The sequence below is a fragment of the Planococcus liqunii genome, from assembly GCF_030413595.1.
In the GTDB taxonomy this organism is placed as follows: Bacteria; Bacillota; Bacilli; order Bacillales_A; family Planococcaceae; genus Planococcus; species Planococcus liqunii.
Genome location: NZ_CP129238.1, coordinates 1553413 through 1571290, shown reverse-complemented (window position 1 = coordinate 1571290; position 17878 = coordinate 1553413). Strand labels below are relative to the sequence as shown.

22 protein-coding genes and 1 other annotated feature are annotated in these 17878 nt (G+C 49.0%); of the genes, 5 read left to right on the top strand and 17 right to left on the bottom strand.

Translation table 11 applies throughout. From position 1 onward, the window contains the following. Positions 1–175: 175 nt before the first annotated feature. The 8 genes from QWY22_RS07945 to ruvA form a co-directional block, all read right to left on the bottom strand. A complete protein-coding gene (locus tag QWY22_RS07945; RefSeq protein ID WP_036806266.1) occupies positions 176–520 on the bottom strand; it encodes a LapA family protein in 345 nt (114 codons plus the stop codon). A gap of 161 nt (positions 521–681) precedes the next feature. Further along, complete coding sequence (secDF, locus tag QWY22_RS07940; protein WP_300983871.1) at positions 682–2961, bottom strand: protein translocase subunit SecDF; 2280 nt, start codon at positions 2959–2961, stop codon at positions 682–684. A gap of 66 nt (positions 2962–3027) precedes the next feature. Then, positions 3028–3348 carry a post-transcriptional regulator gene (locus tag QWY22_RS07935; protein WP_300983870.1) on the bottom strand — a complete coding sequence of 107 codons (321 nt, stop codon included), beginning with the start codon at positions 3346–3348 and terminating at the stop codon, positions 3028–3030. Between the two features lie 273 nt (positions 3349–3621). Then, entirely contained in the window at positions 3622–3897 is a 276-nt protein-coding gene (yajC, locus tag QWY22_RS07930; protein ID WP_053165521.1) for a preprotein translocase subunit YajC, read from the bottom strand. A gap of 34 nt (positions 3898–3931) precedes the next feature. Continuing rightward, complete coding sequence (gene tgt, locus QWY22_RS07925) at positions 3932–5074, bottom strand: tRNA guanosine(34) transglycosylase Tgt (protein ID WP_300983869.1); 1143 nt, start codon at positions 5072–5074, stop codon at positions 3932–3934. Then, positions 5071–6123, bottom strand: a complete 1053-nt coding sequence (gene queA / locus QWY22_RS07920; RefSeq protein WP_300983868.1) for a tRNA preQ1(34) S-adenosylmethionine ribosyltransferase-isomerase QueA — start codon at positions 6121–6123, stop codon at positions 5071–5073. The genes tgt and queA overlap by 4 nt, the downstream gene beginning before the upstream one ends. Before the next feature lie 25 nt (positions 6124–6148). Beyond that, positions 6149–7147 carry a Holliday junction branch migration DNA helicase RuvB gene (gene ruvB, locus QWY22_RS07915; RefSeq protein ID WP_053165519.1) on the bottom strand — a complete coding sequence of 333 codons (999 nt, stop codon included), beginning with the start codon at positions 7145–7147 and terminating at the stop codon, positions 6149–6151. A 19-nt stretch (positions 7148–7166) separates the two neighbouring features. Continuing rightward, positions 7167–7763, bottom strand: coding sequence for a Holliday junction branch migration protein RuvA (ruvA, locus tag QWY22_RS07910; protein WP_053165518.1), 597 nt, complete (start codon positions 7761–7763; stop codon positions 7167–7169). A gap of 123 nt (positions 7764–7886) precedes the next feature. Here ruvA and QWY22_RS07905 point away from each other — a divergent pair, with 123 nt between their 5' ends. The 5 genes from QWY22_RS07905 to QWY22_RS07885 all read left to right on the top strand — a co-directional run bounded on the left by QWY22_RS07905 (position 7887) and on the right by QWY22_RS07885 (position 11322). Beyond that, positions 7887–8420 (top strand): transcription repressor NadR, encoded by a 534-nt coding sequence (locus tag QWY22_RS07905; RefSeq protein WP_300983867.1) that lies wholly within the window; start codon positions 7887–7889, stop codon positions 8418–8420. Positions 8421–8698: 278 nt separating this feature from the next. Next, positions 8699–9001 (top strand): transposase, encoded by a 303-nt coding sequence (locus QWY22_RS07900; RefSeq protein ID WP_300982078.1) that lies wholly within the window; start codon positions 8699–8701, stop codon positions 8999–9001. Next, entirely contained in the window at positions 8998–9882 is an 885-nt protein-coding gene (locus tag QWY22_RS07895; RefSeq protein ID WP_300982077.1) for an IS3 family transposase, read from the top strand. Before QWY22_RS07900 ends, QWY22_RS07895 begins: the two co-directional genes overlap by 4 nt. A 256-nt stretch (positions 9883–10138) precedes the next feature. Then, the gene (locus QWY22_RS07890; protein ID WP_300982078.1) at positions 10139–10441 is read left to right on the top strand and encodes a transposase; all 303 of its coding nucleotides are present in this window, start codon (positions 10139–10141) and stop codon (positions 10439–10441) included. Next, a complete protein-coding gene (locus QWY22_RS07885) occupies positions 10438–11322 on the top strand; it encodes an IS3 family transposase (protein ID WP_300982077.1) in 885 nt (294 codons plus the stop codon). The genes QWY22_RS07890 and QWY22_RS07885 overlap by 4 nt, the downstream gene beginning before the upstream one ends. Before the next feature lie 236 nt (positions 11323–11558). On the opposite strand, the gene pheA is transcribed toward QWY22_RS07885, so the two are convergent. The 9 genes from pheA to minD all read right to left on the bottom strand — a co-directional run bounded on the left by pheA (position 11559) and on the right by minD (position 17878). Next, entirely contained in the window at positions 11559–12431 is an 873-nt protein-coding gene (gene pheA / locus QWY22_RS07880; RefSeq protein ID WP_300983865.1) for a prephenate dehydratase, read from the bottom strand. 14 nt (positions 12432–12445) lie between these two features. Further along, entirely contained in the window at positions 12446–12898 is a 453-nt protein-coding gene (locus QWY22_RS07875; RefSeq protein WP_300983864.1) for an ACT domain-containing protein, read from the bottom strand. 54 nt (positions 12899–12952) lie between these two features. Continuing rightward, positions 12953–14242, bottom strand: coding sequence for a GTPase ObgE (gene obgE / locus QWY22_RS07870; RefSeq protein ID WP_300983863.1), 1290 nt, complete (start codon positions 14240–14242; stop codon positions 12953–12955). 1 nt (position 14243) lies between these two features. Beyond that, a complete protein-coding gene (locus QWY22_RS07865) occupies positions 14244–14759 on the bottom strand; it encodes a Spo0B domain-containing protein (RefSeq protein ID WP_300983862.1) in 516 nt (171 codons plus the stop codon). A 102-nt stretch (positions 14760–14861) separates the two neighbouring features. Continuing rightward, entirely contained in the window at positions 14862–15152 is a 291-nt protein-coding gene (gene rpmA, locus QWY22_RS07860) for a 50S ribosomal protein L27 (RefSeq protein WP_036806229.1), read from the bottom strand. 13 nt (positions 15153–15165) lie between these two features. Further along, positions 15166–15495, bottom strand: a complete 330-nt coding sequence (locus QWY22_RS07855) for a ribosomal-processing cysteine protease Prp (RefSeq protein WP_300983861.1) — start codon at positions 15493–15495, stop codon at positions 15166–15168. Between the two features lie 3 nt (positions 15496–15498). After that, complete coding sequence (rplU, locus tag QWY22_RS07850) at positions 15499–15807, bottom strand: 50S ribosomal protein L21 (RefSeq protein WP_036806223.1); 309 nt, start codon at positions 15805–15807, stop codon at positions 15499–15501. A gap of 14 nt (positions 15808–15821) precedes the next feature. Further along, positions 15822–15904: a sequence feature (ribosomal protein L21 leader region), on the bottom strand. 177 nt (positions 15905–16081) lie between these two features. Continuing rightward, positions 16082–17020, bottom strand: coding sequence for a nuclease-related domain-containing protein (locus QWY22_RS07845; RefSeq protein ID WP_300983860.1), 939 nt, complete (start codon positions 17018–17020; stop codon positions 16082–16084). Positions 17021–17074: 54 nt separating this feature from the next. Further along, positions 17075–17878, bottom strand: a complete 804-nt coding sequence (minD, locus tag QWY22_RS07840) for a septum site-determining protein MinD (RefSeq protein WP_036806219.1) — start codon at positions 17876–17878, stop codon at positions 17075–17077.

The window sequence follows — 17878 nt, the reverse complement described above, 5'->3', positions numbered from 1 at the left end:
CACTTGGAGCGAAATGAATAAAGGCTTCACATGTTTCTCGACGACTTCTTTGCGACGAAGCTAGTGGAGCGATGTAGGGACAGGAGCAATTGTATTCCTCTACAATCCATAAGAAGCAAAGGGGGCTGGCCGATAAGTCAAATAATAGACTTATCGGCCAGCCCCTTTGTTTAGATTAAAGCGTTTGGCGGTCATCGGTGACGACCATCGCTTCAGGATGGACATCGGCTTTCTGGTATTCTGCGATTTCATTTTGCTGGGTGGCAATCAGCGATTCTTTCACCGCTATTTCTTTTTGAAGCGATTTGACTTTCCGCTGCAAAGTGAACATGCGAATGATGGCCACGGTGCCGCTGAGCAAAAATCCTAAAAGAGCGGAAACAAGAATAACGAGAATTAGCGGCCATTGAGCTTCCCCAAATAAATAATTGACTGGAACATTTTCCACATTGGCTACAGCAAAAACCGCGAGCAGCACTGCAAGTATAAGCCCAATGATGGCGAGCGCTTGAAATTTCATCGTGTGCATCTCCCTTCAAAATAAATAAAAAAATGGAACAAGGTCATAAGTTCTATACCCTGTTCCATTTCTTTTATAAACTTATCCACCTGTCCCTAAAAGTCCAATCGGTCCAACTCACACTCAGCGGGGTGAAAAACCCCACTGTGTGAAGTTTGTCGTTATACGACAGGCTCGTCAGAACCCCATTTGTTTTTCTCTTCCAGCTTCTCAATATCGATTGGGCCTTTTTTGATCAATTCCCGTTTTTTCAATACGAGCCATAACTGGGCCGCGATGAAAATCGAAGAATACGTACCGGCAACCAATCCGATCAATAAAGCAAGTGAGAAGTTAGTGATGGAAGGCGCTCCCCATATCAGCAAGGCAATAACAACCAGCACAACCGTCAACACGGTATTGACAGAACGGCCAAGCGTCTGGCGAAGCGATTTGTTGACAATCAATTCCAATTGTTCCACGGAATCAATTTTCTTCATCCGTTTCAAGTTTTCGCGGATCCGGTCAAACGTAACGATGGTATCGTTGATCGAATAACCGACTATCGTCAGCACCGCAGCGATAAAGGTGATATCCACTTCCAGGCGCAGCAAGCTAAAGACAGCGACGATAAAGAATGCGTCATGCAGCAAGGCCACAATGGAAGCGACACCCATGCGCCACTCAAAGCGGACAGCCACGTAGAGGATGATCCCAATTGACGCAATCGCCAAAGCATACACAGCGTTTTTCGCCAATTCCTGTCCGACTGTCGGCGATACAGTGGAGATGTTCGGTTCGTGATTGAACTCTTCCATTGCCGCAGCTTTCAAGGTATTGATTTCTTCCTGGCTGAACTCTTCTACATAGCGCGTCACGCCGATATTAGAGTTGTCGCCAGAAATAACCACGTCTTCAGTTGGATAGCCATTTTCGCTCAGGAAAGATTCTACTTGTTCTTTCGTGACCGCTGAATCTGCAGTGATTTCTACGCGCGTACCGCTCGAGAAGTCAATGCCAAGATTCAGACGGAAAACGCCGATAACAACCATACCGGCTACAATCAAGGCAATCGATGCAATAAAGAATTTATTGCGATGCTTGGCAAAGTCGTAGCGGTCAAAGCGAGTAGAGAGGTCGAGAATTTCCAGGTTTTCTTCCGGCTTATGGACAAGCGATTTCCGGAGTCCGAACAAGCCGACTTTGCCGTCGAGAATGCCGCTGTTGACCAAAAGTCCGAGCAAGATGCGCGAACCCCAGATCGCAGTCAGGAATGACACAAGAATCGAGATGATCAAAAGTGTCGCAAACCCTTTGACGGAGCTTGTCCCGAAAATGAACAACACAACTGCAGCGATCAAAGTGGTGACGTTGGCATCCAAAATCGCTGAGAACGAACTGGCTGCCCCCGCCTTGAATGAATCTTTGACGCTCCGGCCGATCCTCAATTCTTCGCGGATCCGCTCATAAGTGATGATGTTGGCATCGACTGCCATACCGACCCCGAGGACGATGGACGCAATACCCGGCAGCGTCAATACGCCGCCAATCCATTCAAACGTCAGCAAGATCAAGTACACGAACACAGCCAGCGTAATCGCCGCAATCAATCCTGGCAAACGGTAATAAATGAGCATGAACAACAATACAAGGCCGATACCGATTGTAGCTGCCAATATCGTCTGGTCAAGAGCCTCTGCACCAAACTGGGCGCCGACAGAAGTCGAGTAGATTTCTTCCAGGCTGACCGGCAATGCACCGGCGTTCAAAATCCCCGCCAGGTTCTGTGTTTCTTCTACAGTGAAGGCACCGGAAATTTCAACCGATTGCGAATTGATGCGCTGGGAAACACGCGGTGCAGAAACGAATTTCGGATCCGGTTTCGTGAGTTCTTCAGCGTATGAATCCACGCCTTCTTCAAAATCGAGCCAAATAACCAAGACATTGCTTGGCGGCGGCAATTGTGAAATTTCGCTCGTGATTTCAGCGAATTTGCCTGGATCGTTCAATTCAAGGGTTACAACAGGTGCGCCATTTTGGTCAAATGTCCCTGCCGCTCCGCCTTGCTTCAAATCACTGCCGTCGAGCATTACTTCATCTTCCGCATTGCGGAACGTCAAGTTGGCTTCGGTAGACAACAATTCACGGGCTGAAGCCTGGTCTTCCACACCGGCCAATTGGACGCGGATGCGGTTATCCCCTTCAATTTGGATGACCGGTTCACTGACGCCGAGCACGTCAATCCGGCTGGCCAGTGCTTCCGAAGTATCCGCCAATACTGCCGGCGTAATCTTCTGCTCTCCGCCTTCAAGCGGTTTTACTTCGTAGAGAACTTCGAATCCGCCTTGCAGATCCAATCCCAATCTGATGTCTTTTGCAATGGGTAAACTCGTGGGAGCCATAATTCCTATCAAGGCGACGATGATTAGGAAAAAGGCGATTAAACGACCTCTTGCTTTCATATGTAACTATTCCTCCTCAGTGTGAAAAACACAGCACTATCATTATGAAACAGCCGCTTTAAGGTGTCAATTCGAATCAGGCTTTTTTGAAACCGGCCGCAAGAGCTGCTCGAGCTCCGCCAGATTTCCTTCAGCAAAAAAGCTGGCCCCTTTTAACCCTTCCACCTGGTGATAAGCGACAAATTCCGAAGCGGTCGTTCCCATAATATCGTTGACCATTTCATGAAGCCGCATGTCCTCGATATTTTTCTTCTTCCACTTTTTCTTTAAACAGAATTGCCACAATGACTCCGGTGTAACGGTGTCGTATTGCATGTAATGGAATTCAGCAATTTTGCTTTCCAATGCAGGCAGCACCATGTCATATTGATCGGTAAAATCTAACATTTTAAATCTCCTTCCATCCGTTCTTTTCCATTGTATCCGATTGCAGGAATATTGAGAACATTGCTTTGTTTTTTATTTCTAATTTTTTATTGATAATATCAGTTTGTTTTCGGAAGCGCGAAGCTTAAATGTGTAGATTTAAAGAATTCGTTTCAGGCGGCCGCTTTTTGTAGCCATAACTTTAATCATGGGAGCATTCGCTTCGCACTTTTCTTCCATTAGCAAAAGGCCATAGATAAAAAAAATCGCCTTCAAGGTCGAAGGCGAGATTTCTTAGACAGTTGTTTTTGCTGAATCGACGACGCGGGCGATTGCCTGGCGCTCGAATTGCAAACGTGTTCCGTCTGAAACAGTCAGGTAAACCGTTGTGTCATCCACAGCGTCTACTTGGCCGTGAAGGCCTCCGATTGTTACGACACGGTCACCGCGGCGCAATTCCGATTGCATGTTAGCTGTCGCTTTTTGACGCTTTTGTGCAGGACGGATAATGAAAAACCACATTAACAAGAACATCAAGATTAACGGTGATAATGCTACCAAAGTATCCATTTTTCAAGTTCCCCCTTTCACTCTCTCTTTTCTTTTAGAAATTTTTAGCGTTTGGCTTATTGAAACCATAAGCTTCAAAAAATTCTTCGCGGAAATCTCCCAGGCGGTCCTCACGAATCGCTTGGCGTACCTGTTTCATTAAGTTTAACAGAAATTGCAGGTTATGATAACTAGTAAGTCTGATTCCGAAGGTTTCATCTGCACGAATCAAGTGATGGACGTACGCCCGCGTGTAGTTTGTGCATGTATAGCAGTCGCATTTTTCATCGATTGGCGTGAAATCGCGCTTGAATGCCGCGTTTTTGATGTTCAGGCGCCCTGTGCTTGTCATCAGTGTGCCGTTGCGCGCAATGCGGGTCGGCAAGACACAGTCAAACATATCCACGCCGCGGATTGCTCCGTCGATCAGTGAATCCGGAGAACCGACGCCCATCAAATAACGCGGTTTGTCTGCCGGCAGCAACGGCGTCGTGAACTCAAGTGCGCGGTTCATGACGTCTTTCGGTTCGCCGACGGACAAGCCGCCGATTGCGTATCCCGGGAAATCAAGCGATACAAGATCCTGTGCGCTTTGTTTGCGCAGGTCTTCGTATTCGCCGCCCTGGATGATGCCGAACAAGCCTTGGTCTTTTTTGCGGGCATGTGCTTCCATGCAGCGCTCGGCCCAGCGAGATGTCCGCTCGACGCTTGATTTCATGTATTCGTGGGAAGCCGGATAAGGCGGGCATTCATCAAATGCCATCATGATGTCGGATCCAAGGTCGTTCTGGATTTCCATCGCTTTTTCCGGGCTCAAGAACAATTTGTCGCCGTTCATGTGGTTGCGGAAATGGACGCCTTCTTCTTTGATGTTGCGGAATTCGCTCAAAGAGAACACCTGGAAGCCGCCGGAATCGGTCAAAATCGGACGGTCCCAGTTCATGAATTTGTGCAGGCCGCCTGCTTCGCGGATAACATCATTGCCGGGGCGCAGCCACAAATGATACGTGTTGCTCAAAATAATGCCGGCATCCATCGCTTTCAATTCTTCAGGCGACATCGTTTTCACGGTTGCCTGCGTGCCAACCGGCATAAACGCCGGCGTTTCAAATGAACCGTGCGGCGTGTGGACAATCCCTAAACGCGCTCCGGTCTGTTTGCAAGTTTTAATATGTTCATACCATACTGCTTCAGTCATTGGTGAGTCTCCTTTTTCTGTGGTTCAATGAACATCGCATCCCCAAAAGAGAAGAAACGGTAGCGTTCATTCACGGCTTCGTTATAGGCATTCAAAATGTTTTCCCGGTTCGACAAGGCACTGACCAGCATCACCAGCGTCGATTTCGGCAAATGGAAATTGGTGATCAAACCATCAATCGCTCGGAATTCAAAGCCCGGGAAAATGAAGATATCGGTCCAGCCGCTGTCTTCCTGCAGCTTGCCGCCGAATTTTTCCGCTACGGATTCAAGCGTCCGGGTCGACGTCGTGCCGACGGAAATCACGCGGCCGCCTTGTTTTTTCGTATTGTTGATGAGATCTGCCGTTTCCTGTGTAATGCGGTAGAATTCAGCATGCATTTTATGGTCATCGATCGAATCGACCGATACCGGTCGGAACGTGCCCAGTCCGACATGCAGCGTGATAAACGCGATATTAATGCCTTTTGCGCGGATTTCATCGAGCAGTTCTTCCGTAAAATGAAGGCCGGCGGTCGGAGCTGCAGCGCTTCCCCGTTCTTTTGCAAATACGGTCTGGTAGCGCTCCTGGTCTTCCAGCTTTTCACGGATATATGGAGGCAGCGGCATTTCGCCGAGCTGGTCCAGAATCTCGTAGAAAATGCCGTCGTAGATCATTTTGAAATGGCGTCCGCCGTGGTCAAGAAGTGCCGTGCACTCCGCTTTCAATAGCCCATCGCCAAATGAAATGACCGTGCCCACTTTCACTTTTTTCGCAGGCTTTACAAGCGTTTCCCACACATCGTCTTCGACTTGCTTCAACAGCAGCAATTCGATGTGCGCGCCGGTTTCTTCCTTGACGCCCATGAGGCGCGCCGGCAAGACACGCGTATCGTTCAAGACAAGCGTATCCCCTTTGTGCAAATAATCGATAATGTCGCGGAAATGGCGATGGTCGACATCACCCGTTTCTTTATTCATGACCAACAGCCGGCTCGACGTCCGGTCGAGCAACGGCGTTTGGGCAATCAATTCTTCAGGCAAGTGGAAATCAAAATCGTTTACGTTCATTTTTCAAAACTTCCTTTGTTTAGAATCATTCAGGCATTTCCATCTGGAAATGCTCATAAGCGAGCGGAGTGACAATGCGCCCTCTTGGCGTGCGCTGGATAAAGCCGATCTGCAGCAAATACGGCTCGTAGACGTCTTCAATCGTCGTCGATTCTTCGCCGATGCTGGCTGCAATCGTATCTAGGCCAACCGGGCCGCCGCGGAAACGCTGGATCATGCCCATCATCAATTTATGGTCGATGTGGTCGAGGCCGAGCGGGTCGACTTGCAGCATTTCAAGTGCTTGAGACGCCATGTCTTCCGTGATCGTGCCGTTGCCGCGCACTTGTGCAAAATCGCGCACCCGTTTCAACAAACGGTTCGCGATACGCGGGGTCCCACGGGAACGGCGTGCGATCTCAACCGCTGCCTGCGGCGCAATATCCGCTTCAAACAGCTTCGAACTGCGTACCACGATGTCTGTCAGCGATTCCGTGTCGTAATAGTCCAGACGTGCATGCACGCCGAACCGGTCGCGCAGCGGCGCTGACAAGGCGCCTGCACGCGTCGTAGCACCAATCAGCGTGAACGGCGGCAAATCAAGCCGCACCGAACGTGCAGTAGGCCCTTTGCCGACCACGATGTCCAGGCAGAAATCTTCCATTGCCGGATACAGCACTTCTTCAATCGAGCGATTGAGCCGGTGGATTTCATCGATAAAAAGCACATCTCCCGGTTCAAGCGACGACACGACGGCCGCCAAATCACCTGGGCGTTCGATTGCCGGTCCGCTCGTCATTTTCACATTTACTGCCATTTCATTGGCGATGACGGCTGCCAATGTCGTTTTCCCGAGTCCAGGAGGCCCGTACAAAAGTACATGGTCCAAGCTCTCCTCGCGCATCTTCGCCGCTTCGATGAAAATTTCCAAGTTGTGCTTCACTTTTTGCTGGCCAATATACTGCGCCAAATATTGCGGGCGCAGCGACTGCTCAAAGCGCTCATCAAATTCGGAAACTTCGCCTCCGATTACCCGTTCTTCCATGCCGTCCGCCTCCTTTTCATCAGTTTTGTTTCAATAATAATTGCAACGCTTTTTTCATATAGCCTTCTGTGTTCAAATCCAGGTCTTTCAGTTTCGGCTTCACTTTCGCGATTTCGCGTTCGGAATAGCCGAGTGCCCCAAGTGCCAGCATCGCTTCTTCCAGTTCCACGTCGTCATGCGCCAACAAACTGTGCGACACATCGCTTTCGAACGGTTCGCCGAAGAATTCGGCAAGCTTGCCTTTCAAATCGAGAATCATCTGGCGCGCCGTTTTCTTGCCGACGCCCGGGAATTTTACGAGATACGACTCGTCTTCCCGCTCGATCGCTTCAATGACGTGCTGCGGCTGGCCGCTGGCTAGAATCGCGAGCGCCCCTTTTGGCCCGATGCCGGAAACCGAAATCAGCTTGCGGAACAACTCCCGCTGCTCGAGTGTCGGAAAACCGAACAATAGGTGCGCATCTTCCCTAACGTGATAATGCACAAATACCTGCAGTTCCTCTGTTCCGAACGAATACGGATTCGGTGCAAAAATCTGCCAGCCAATCCCTTGCTGCTCCACTACTAAGTATTCCGGGGTCACGCGTGTGACAACCCCTTTTATGTAATCGTACATGTACGTCGCCCTCCAATTTAACTTATTGATTATAGCATATTTGTTCCCCTTTTACGAAATAAACCCGCTATGAAAATAGCCGTGTTAAAATAGAATTACCATTTAAGAAAGCTGGGATTCACTATGACAAAATTATACGGCGAACAGCGCCGGCAAATCTTACTCGAAAAATTGAAAACGTCAAGCGAACCGTTGACCGGCGGCGAACTGGCCCATTTCGCCGGCGTCTCGCGCCAAGTCATCGTCAGCGACATGACGCTGTTAAAAGCACGCAACGAACCGATCATCGCGACAAGCCAAGGCTACCTGTACATGCGTGAGCGCGGCACGGAAACCATCAGCCGCCGCATCGCCTGCCGCCACCAGCCAGAAGACACCGAACGTGAATTGAAAATTCTCGTCGCAGCTGGCGTCACTGTCAAAGACGTATCGGTCGAGCATCCGGTATACGGGGAATTGACAGCGGGCATCCATGTGTCGAACGCTGCAGAAGTCGAAGCGTTCATGCAGCGCGTCCGTGAAACCGGTGCGAGCTATCTATTGGAGCTCACAGACGGCACGCATTTGCACACCATCACCGCACCAAACGTCGCGATGCTGCAAAGCGCGATTGCTGCCATGCGCGAACACGGCTTTTTGCTGGAAGATAACGAATAAGGAATGATGAAAAATCCGGAAACCGGTTGGCGGTTTCCGGATTTTTGTTTTGTGTGCGCTTGCCGGGATTTGTGTGCGTTCAGCGTATTCCGGACACTTTTTCGCCTCCAACTCAACTGCCAAACCCTTTGATTGGTTGCTTTTCGAAAGCGAAAAGTGAAACCGCAAATTTAGAAACGGTTTCTCTAATTTTTTATTTGTGTTTACACTGAGACAATGAACCAAAAGTAGACAAATAGTTTATTGTTCCTTCAAACTTGAACCAAGGAGTGATGACTGTGAACACACGAAAAAGCTATACCTATGAAACCAAGAAGCAGGCGGTAGAACAGTACTTTGAAGGACGATCCGTTAACGAATTAGCCCCCCTCCTGGAGATTCAGAACCCTGCCAATATCCGGCACTGGGCGCGGCTGGTGAAGGAAGCCAAGTCTTTTGAGGTGCTTCGTGAAAAACGCAGAGGGCCACGGGAGTCGGGCAAAGACGCGAAAACAGAATTGGAAATTACCAAAGCTGAATTGGAACGCACGAAGCTTGAAGTGATGTACTTAAAAAAGCTTATTGCGCTCCGAAAGGAGTGAAACCGATCGACCTCGACTTTGTGTTCGTTGAAGAGCACAAGAACCGGTTCCCGATTACAGAGCTCATTGGCATAGTCCAGAACCTGAGCCGCGCGGGCTATTACAAACGGCTGAAAAAAGACCCTGCGCAGTCGCAAACGGAACGGGACCAAGCGCTTTTAAAACAGATGCTTTCGCTCTACGTCACCCATGGTGGGAATTTGGGTCACGAACGGTTTAAGCTGGAGCTCGAGAATGTATACACTCATATCGTCAGTCTCAAACGCATCCGCCGGATGCGGGAAATGTATCGCATGCCGCTCAAGACAGCACGCCGAAAGCCACGTCCTGCCGGAAGCGGCCATGCGGTTATCGATAATCTCCTGAACCGGAACTTCAAGGCCATGCGACCGGGTCTCAAGTTTTCCGTTGATATCAGTTACCTGGAAGTGAAAAAGCCATTCCGGGACTTTATCTACTTATGTGCAATTCTGGATCTATACAATAACGAAATCGTTGCTTACACCATCAGCGACACCCTGGATGTGGATTTTGTCCTGGAGGCCGTTCGTCAGTTGGAAGCACGCGGGTTCGAGAAAGAAGCCCTTCTCCACAGTGATCAGGGCATCCAGTTCACCAGCCATAGCTATCAAGGACTCCTGAAAAAAATGGAACTGACCCAGTCAATGTCCCGTCGGGGCAACTGTTGGGACAATGCGCCGATTGAAAGCTTTTTTGGCAAGCTCAAAACCGAAATGCCCGGTTTCACTGTGCCTGAAACGGCAGCCCAAATGCGCGCAGCAGTAGCCGCCTACATCACGTATTATAACGAGACACGACCGCAACTGAAACTCGGTGCGTCACCGGTTACATACCGCAATTTACAAGCACGGGCCGCTTAAACCGCGCACTTAATCAATAGCCACTTTGAGAAGCGTTTTTAGGCTCGAAGAAATTCGGACGGAAGCGAAATCGGCTCTCCGTCTATAATCGCATATGAGAAAAAACGCCGATAAACTCGTGTCTACTTGACAGGTAGGGAGTCACACCGATTTATTTGCGCTCAGCAGAATTTATTTGCGTTTAAAATGAGACAATGAACCAAAAGTAGACAAATAGTTTATTGTTCCTTCAAACTTGAACCAAGGAGTGATGACTGTGAACACACGAAAAAGCTATACCTATGAAACCAAGAAGCAGGCGGTAGAACAGTACTTTGAAGGACGATCCGTTAACGAATTAGCCCCCCTCCTGGAGATTCAGAACCCTGCCAATATCCGGCACTGGGCGCGGCTGGTGAAGGAAGCCAAGTCTTTTGAGGTGCTTCGTGAAAAACGCAGAGGGCCACGGGAGTCGGGCAAAGACGCGAAAACAGAATTGGAAATTACCAAAGCTGAATTGGAACGCACGAAGCTTGAAGTGATGTACTTAAAAAAGCTTATTGCGCTCCGAAAGGAGTGAAACCGATCGACCTCGACTTTGTGTTCGTTGAAGAGCACAAGAACCGGTTCCCGATTACAGAGCTCATTGGCATAGTCCAGAACCTGAGCCGCGCGGGCTATTACAAACGGCTGAAAAAAGACCCTGCGCAGTCGCAAACGGAACGGGACCAAGCGCTTTTAAAACAGATGCTTTCGCTCTACGTCACCCATGGTGGGAATTTGGGTCACGAACGGTTTAAGCTGGAGCTCGAGAATGTATACACTCATATCGTCAGTCTCAAACGCATCCGCCGGATGCGGGAAATGTATCGCATGCCGCTCAAGACAGCACGCCGAAAGCCACGTCCTGCCGGAAGCGGCCATGCGGTTATCGATAATCTCCTGAACCGGAACTTCAAGGCCATGCGACCGGGTCTCAAGTTTTCCGTTGATATCAGTTACCTGGAAGTGAAAAAGCCATTCCGGGACTTTATCTACTTATGTGCAATTCTGGATCTATACAATAACGAAATCGTTGCTTACACCATCAGCGACACCCTGGATGTGGATTTTGTCCTGGAGGCCGTTCGTCAGTTGGAAGCACGCGGGTTCGAGAAAGAAGCCCTTCTCCACAGTGATCAGGGCATCCAGTTCACCAGCCATAGCTATCAAGGACTCCTGAAAAAAATGGAACTGACCCAGTCAATGTCCCGTCGGGGCAACTGTTGGGACAATGCGCCGATTGAAAGCTTTTTTGGCAAGCTCAAAACCGAAATGCCCGGTTTCACTGTGCCTGAAACGGCAGCCCAAATGCGCGCAGCAGTAGCCGCCTACATCACGTATTATAACGAGACACGACCGCAACTGAAACTCGGTGCGTCACCGGTTACATACCGCAATTTACAAGCACGGGCCGCTTAAACCGCGCACTTAATCAATAGCCACTTTGAGAAGCGTTTTTAGGCTCGAAGAAATTCGGACGGAAGCGAAATCGGCTCTCCGTCTATAATCGCATATGAGAAAAAACGCCGATAAACTCGTGTCTACTTGACAGGTAGGGAGTCAAAATTTTTTATTTGCGTTCAGCACAGGTTTATTTGCATTCAGCATTTTTCGACAAAAAAATTCCCCACAGCACATTCGCTGCGGGGATTTCTTTATGCCTGGTTGCGGTACGTGTAGTACGAACCGAGCGTTTTGACTTCACAGCCGATGGCGGCTAGTTCTTCGAACGCGCCGCGCATCATTGTCGCGCTTTCGTCTTCCAACACATCGATGATAAAGAAGTAATTGCCGAGGCCTGTTTTCAACGGACGCGATTCGATTTTGCTCAAGTTGAGCTGGCGCCAAGCGAATACCGACAGCACCTGGTGCAGGACACCCGAACGGTCGTCTTTTGGCGGTGAAATCATCAGCGTCGTTTTGATCTGGCCTTCATGGCCCGGAACTTCCAGTTTATGATCGGTTTTGGACAGCACGAAAAAGCGTGTGTGGTTAAAATGGAAATCATGGATATCGCGGTGCAGAATCGTCAAGCCGTATTTCTGCGCCGAGAATTCATTGCCAATGGCCGCAATTGGGCGCTCGGGCAGTTCCGACACCATTTTCGCAGCAGCCGACGTCGAGCTGTACTGCTCGAGCGGCGTGTTTTTATATGTATAATATAAAAATTTATGGCTTTGGGCCAATGCTTGCGGATGCGAATAAATCGCTTCGAACGAATCGGCGCTTGCATTGTCCGGGTGCACCAGAAAATGCTGGCCAATCGGCGAAAGGACTTCAGCCGTCACGTATAATTGTGCTTCATGGAACAAGTAATCGACCGTCAGTGAAACCGATCCTTCAAGTGCATTTTCCAGCGGCACGACAGCGTAATCGACGCTGCCTTCTGCCACTGCTTCAATGCATTCAGGAATTGTTGCAAACGGGACCTGCTGGCCTTCCGGAAAAACCCGGAGCGCCGCCAAATGTGTAAACGACGCTTCCGGTCCTAGATATGAAATTCGGTTTTTTGCAGTTTGTCCAGCCATCCAACCACTCCTCTTTATGATGATCCACTTGATACAATATCAGCCGACTCGACGAAATCGAGTTTTTTCAACTGCTGCAGAAAAACATCCAGTTCCATCTCCATCGCCGTTACGTCCAGCGACAGCGTCACATTGGCGCGCCCCTGAATCGGAATCGTCTGGTGGATGGTCAGGATATTGCAGCGGGCTTCCGCTACCGCTTGAAGAAGCGTGGCAAGCGTCCCGGAACGGTCTTCCAATTGAAGAAACACTGTCAGGATCCGCTCGCGCACAATTGAATGGAATGGAAATACCGCATCCCGATATTTATAAAACGCCGAGCGAGACAAACCGGTTTTATTGACCGCATCCAAAATTGACATGCGGTCGCGCTGCAGCAGCCGTTTGACTTCCAGCGTCTTCTGCATCGCCTCGGTCAAAACGTCTTCGCGCACTAAATAAAACCGTTGTTCCGATATATCCTTCATTACTCAACCCTCCAAATAAAGTGCAACTAAAACCGGTTAGGGAGAAATCCCTTATCAGTCCATAAATTCGAATTCAAACTCAAGCAGGCGGACTGTATCGCCGTTTTCAGCACCGCGTTCGCGCAGTGCGTCGTCAATGCCCATGCCGCGCATCTGGCGGGCAAATCGGCGGATCGAGTCTTCTCTTGAGAAATCGGTCATTTTGAATAAACGCTCAATGGCATAGCCCGACAAAACATACGCGCCGTCCGGATCGCGTGTAATGTCGAAACCGTCTGCATCCGATTCGTGTTTGTAGAGAACCGTGCTTTCTGATTCATCCGCTTCTTCGTCGATCAACGGGAATTCTTCTGTGACTTCCAATAGATCGGCGATGGCGTGAAGCAAGTTCGACAAACCTTTGCGGCTCAATGCAGAAATCGGGAAAATGCGGGCATCTTCCGGCAATTTCTCGCGGAATTTCGCCAAATTTTCTTCCGCCTCCGGCATATCCATTTTGTTCGCGACAATCAATTGCGGACGTTCCGTCAAACGCATATTGTATTGCTGCAATTCTTCATTGATTGTTACATAATCCTCGTACGGATCGCGGCCTTCCATTGCGGACATATCGATGACGTGCACGATAACACGTGTGCGTTCGATGTGGCGCAGGAACTGATGCCCAAGGCCAACGCCTTGGTGCGCGCCTTCAATCAATCCAGGAAGATCGGCCATGACGAAGCTGCGGTGGTCTTCTGTTTCGACCATGCCAAGATTCGGCACGATTGTCGTGAAGTGGTATTCCGCAATTTTTGGTTTTGCTGCAGAAACAACAGACAATAGCGTCGATTTACCGACACTCGGGAATCCGACTAGTCCGGCATCCGCCAAAACTTTCAATTCCAAGGTTACATTGCGTTCATAGCCCGGTTCGCCTTTTTCAGACAGTTCCGGTGCCGGGTTGGCAGGCGTCGCGAAACGGGAGTTTCCTCTGCCTCCGCGTCCGCCTTTTGCGATGACCGCAGTTTGGCCATGTTCCACCAAATCGGCAATCGTTTCGCCGGTATCGATGTCTTTAACGACTGTGCCCGGCGGAACTTTGATAAATGTATCTTCGGCTTTCGCGCCGTGTTTATTAGAGCTCATGCCGTGTGTTCCGCGGTCGGCTTTAAAGATCCGCTTGTAGCGGAAATCCATCAATGTGCGCAAACCTTCTTCAACGATAAAGACGATGTCGCCACCTTTTCCGCCGTCGCCGCCTGCAGGACCGCCATTTGGTACATATTTTTCGCGGCGGAACGCAACCATACCGTCCCCGCCGTCGCCACCTCTAACATAAACTTTTACGTGATCGACAAACATATTATCCCTCCATCTGTGCGCGTACCGTGACCCGTAAGCCATCCGGACCGCACTCTTTTACAGCGTGTAAATTTGAAACTTCCGGAATCTCAAAATCCGTCCAGTTTCCGTTCAAAGCTAATTCCATCGTCAACGACTCGCCTTCATTTTTCAAAAGGATCAACCCTGCGTACTCGGCATACGGATCCAGCTTCGGCCCTGCGGTGTGCACGAATTGTTCCAGCACAGCCAGAAACGCCGCATCTTTTTCCGTGATCCCTTTAGTCGCCAGGCACTCCACTTGAAAATGAAATTCCGGGTGCTGCCACTTCGAGAGCAGCAGCCACTCCTCAGTCATCGGCATCTTCAAGCCGGACAACCGGCTCAGATGCACAGCCGCTTCGGCATGCGAGCGAATAATCGCTTGGGCCTCTTCCTGCCGTCCCAGATCCAAATACATATTGATCAATTGCAATTCATTCAAGAAGTCATGGCGCGCATGCCGAAGCGATTGTGCCACCGTTTTCGTCTCTTTCATAAGTCACGTCCCGTTTTAGCTTCTTTTATCAGTATAACAAGATTCCGCGGGAATTTCCTGAAAAAGAAAAAGGGCTGCAAGCGCAGCCCTTTTCGTTTTGTATTAAGCTTCTTGTGCTACTGGGTATACGCTCACTTTTTTCTTGTCGCGTCCGTAACGTTCGAAACGTACGATTCCGTCAACTTTAGCAAAAAGTGTATCGTCTCCACCGCGTCCTACGTTTTCACCAGGGTAAATTTTAGTACCGCGTTGACGGTATAAAATTGAGCCACCAGATACGAGTTGGCCGTCTGCACGTTTTGCGCCAAGGCGTTTAGATTCTGAGTCACGTCCGTTTCTCGTTGAACCTACACCTTTTTTGGATGCAAAAAACTGAAGATCTAATCTTAACATTCTGTTCCACCTCCTAAGCTGTGAAGGTTATTTTAATATATTGCCCATAATCTTGTTCAATCGTTTTTAAGGAAACAATCATCGCACGCACGAGCAATTGAACTTGCTCTTCTGTCTTCTCATCAAGGCCATCGGGAAACACGACTTTTAAATAGCCGCTGCTTTCCTGCTGGATTTGGGGTTCGATTTTCGTCAGCTCCAGTATGGCATTCACCGCTCCAAAGGAGACAGCGGACGCTCCAGCACATACGAGGTCTTGCCCGTGTTCAGCAAAATCCGCGTGGCCCGACATTTCGAAAGACAAAATGCGGTCAGATGTTTCTTTTACGTTTACTCGTATCATGTCTTACAGGTTGATCGCGTCGACAGTCAATTTCGTGTATGGCTGACGATGACCTTGTTTTTTGTGATAGTTCTTTTTCGCTTTGTATTTGAAGACAGTGATTTTCTTTTGCTTGCCGTGTTTTGCAACTTTAGCAGTTACAGTAGCACCTTCAACGAAAGGAACACCAACTTTAGCGTCTTCTCCACCTACGAATAAAACTTTGTCAAATGTGATAACGTCACCAGCTTCTCCGTTCAATTTCTCAACGTAGATCTCTTGGCCCGCTTCAACTTTGATTTGTTTACCACCAGTTTCAATAATTGCGTACATATCCTTGCACCTCCTCTTAGACTAAGACTCGCCTATTCAGGTGATCGGCATTGCTGCGGATTCTTACATAACCTGATTCGAGCGGTTGTAGCACAGGTGCGCTACAAACATAACATTAAAATAATACCATGCGACAAAGGTCGCGTCAACCAATATTTGAAAGTAAGCGGCATTGTTTTGCTGCGTCCGGAGATTTCGGTTTGAGGTGCGGTCTTTCGTTGCTGAGGTGCGGTAAATTGTGCGCGAGGTGCGAAACTTCAACTTTCAGGTGCGTTCACCGATATATACTACTAAAATACGCCTGCAACAGCTCACGCTGCGGCACGATCCAGCGCTTTCCACGTTCGCTTCCTTGAAGCGCCGACTTTTCCAGCAAGCGATACAATAAATATTTATCCTCCACGCCGAGTAATTTATAAGCAAATTGCGTGGGCAGCTCGTCTCCAAAAAGGACTGCGTATTCTTGCAATGTCACTTCATGAGCATCATTGAACGAACAGCTGCATCGCATGCATTTCCATTTTCTATTCGCTCTGCTCAATGAATGGTCCCGGCATTTGGGACACGTAACGCCAAGCCGCAGGGAATCTTCTGAGATTTGATAACGCTCGAACAAATTCGGAAGAAAACGTTTTATGGACAAAGATTTCAACTTTCGGTGCAAGGCCTCAATTTCAAAAGGGCCATTCTTTTCAACCAACTCTTCTAAATAAAAAGGCAAATAGTCCAATGACACCACAGGGTAATTCTTAGGGCCTTCTACCACTCTTCCAGAACGGCTAGCCAAAACAATTACGCCATGGACCGGCACAGCTAAAATTTTTTCCGCAGCTTTCACAGCCCGATGCAATTGCGACTCGGGATTTCTCATACCTTCCAGGCGGCCATCAATCCTCCGGTGAAATTGAAAATTATCGGAATCAAAAAAGAATTCTCCTTTTATATTTTTCACTTCAACCACACAAATAAACCCTTGATGCAATAAAAGAAGATCAATTTGTGCATAGCCTTCTTTATAGGGCAGTGATAAATCCGTTAAGATAATCGGGTCTGCTTTCAAATCAAGTTCCCGTTTCAATAAAGCAAGCGTCCGCGATTCCCCGCTTGCACCTGCAAGTGAGTTTTTCAAGTCAGCGGCAAGGTGCTGCCACGAACGATGGTTCTTTGAGAGCCGTTCTGCTATGATCATTTGCGCCAATAAGTGATCGTTCAAAGTACACCTCCTAAGGTTCGAAAAAACCCCCGCATCTCTGCAGGGGCTCTCATTTTATGATTTCGCGAAAATCGATTTGACTTTCGAGAAGAAGTTTTGGTTTTTCTTGTCCATCGTCATCAACGGCACCGATTCGCCGAGAATCCGGCGTGCGATGTTGCGGTAGCCGATAGCGGCACGGTTTGTCGGATCCATGACAACCGGTTCACCGCGGTTCGAACTCGAGATGACCGATTCTTCGTCGGCTACGATGCCAAGAAGATCGATCGACAAATGCGTTGTGATTTCATTGACGTCCATTGACTCGCCGGAATTCATCAAATGCTGGCGAATGCGGTTGATGATCAATTTCGGCGGCTCAATGTTTTCTTCAAGTTCCAATAGGCCGATGATGCGGTCAGCGTCGCGGACCGCTGAAATTTCAGGTGTTGTCACGACGATGGCCTTGTCGGCGCCGGCAACGGCATTTTTATAGCCTTGCTCGATGCCTGCCGGGCAGTCGATGATGACGAAATCATAATCTTTCTTGAGTTCCGTCACCAATTCTTTCATCTGTTCCGGATTGACATCATTTTTGTCGGCTGTTTGCGCAGCCGGCAAAAGATACAGCATGTCATCAAAACGTTTGTCTTTGACAAGCGCCTGATGCACTTTGCAGCGCCCTTCGAGCACATCGATCAAATCGTAGATGATGCGGTTTTCAAGCCCTAAAATAACATCTAAATTGCGCAAACCGATATCCGTATCGATCAAGCAGACCTTTTTCCCTTGAAGAGCCAATGCAGTTCCGAGATTGGCGGTTGTCGTCGTCTTTCCGACGCCTCCCTTACCTGATGTAATAACTATAGCTTCTCCCAC

Coding starts and splice junctions, on each gene's coding strand:
- QWY22_RS07945 (WP_036806266.1), bottom strand. CDS start 520: ATGAAATTTCAAGCGCTCGCCATCATTGGGCTTATACTTGCAGTGCTG.
- secDF (WP_300983871.1), bottom strand. CDS start 2,961: ATGAAAGCAAGAGGTCGTTTAATCGCCTTTTTCCTAATCATCGTCGCC.
- QWY22_RS07935 (WP_300983870.1), bottom strand. CDS start 3,348: ATGTTAGATTTTACCGATCAATATGACATGGTGCTGCCTGCATTGGAA.
- yajC (WP_053165521.1), bottom strand. CDS start 3,897: ATGGATACTTTGGTAGCATTATCACCGTTAATCTTGATGTTCTTGTTA.
- tgt (WP_300983869.1), bottom strand. CDS start 5,074: ATGACTGAAGCAGTATGGTATGAACATATTAAAACTTGCAAACAGACC.
- queA (WP_300983868.1), bottom strand. CDS start 6,123: ATGAACGTAAACGATTTTGATTTCCACTTGCCTGAAGAATTGATTGCC.
- ruvB (WP_053165519.1), bottom strand. CDS start 7,147: ATGGAAGAACGGGTAATCGGAGGCGAAGTTTCCGAATTTGATGAGCGC.
- ruvA (WP_053165518.1), bottom strand. CDS start 7,763: ATGTACGATTACATAAAAGGGGTTGTCACACGCGTGACCCCGGAATAC.
- QWY22_RS07905 (WP_300983867.1), top strand. CDS start 7,887: ATGACAAAATTATACGGCGAACAGCGCCGGCAAATCTTACTCGAAAAA.
- pheA (WP_300983865.1), bottom strand. CDS start 12,431: ATGGCTGGACAAACTGCAAAAAACCGAATTTCATATCTAGGACCGGAA.
- QWY22_RS07875 (WP_300983864.1), bottom strand. CDS start 12,898: ATGAAGGATATATCGGAACAACGGTTTTATTTAGTGCGCGAAGACGTT.
- obgE (WP_300983863.1), bottom strand. CDS start 14,242: ATGTTTGTCGATCACGTAAAAGTTTATGTTAGAGGTGGCGACGGCGGG.
- QWY22_RS07865 (WP_300983862.1), bottom strand. CDS start 14,759: ATGAAAGAGACGAAAACGGTGGCACAATCGCTTCGGCATGCGCGCCAT.
- rpmA (WP_036806229.1), bottom strand. CDS start 15,152: ATGTTAAGATTAGATCTTCAGTTTTTTGCATCCAAAAAAGGTGTAGGT.
- QWY22_RS07855 (WP_300983861.1), bottom strand. CDS start 15,495: ATGATACGAGTAAACGTAAAAGAAACATCTGACCGCATTTTGTCTTTC.
- rplU (WP_036806223.1), bottom strand. CDS start 15,807: ATGTACGCAATTATTGAAACTGGTGGTAAACAAATCAAAGTTGAAGCG.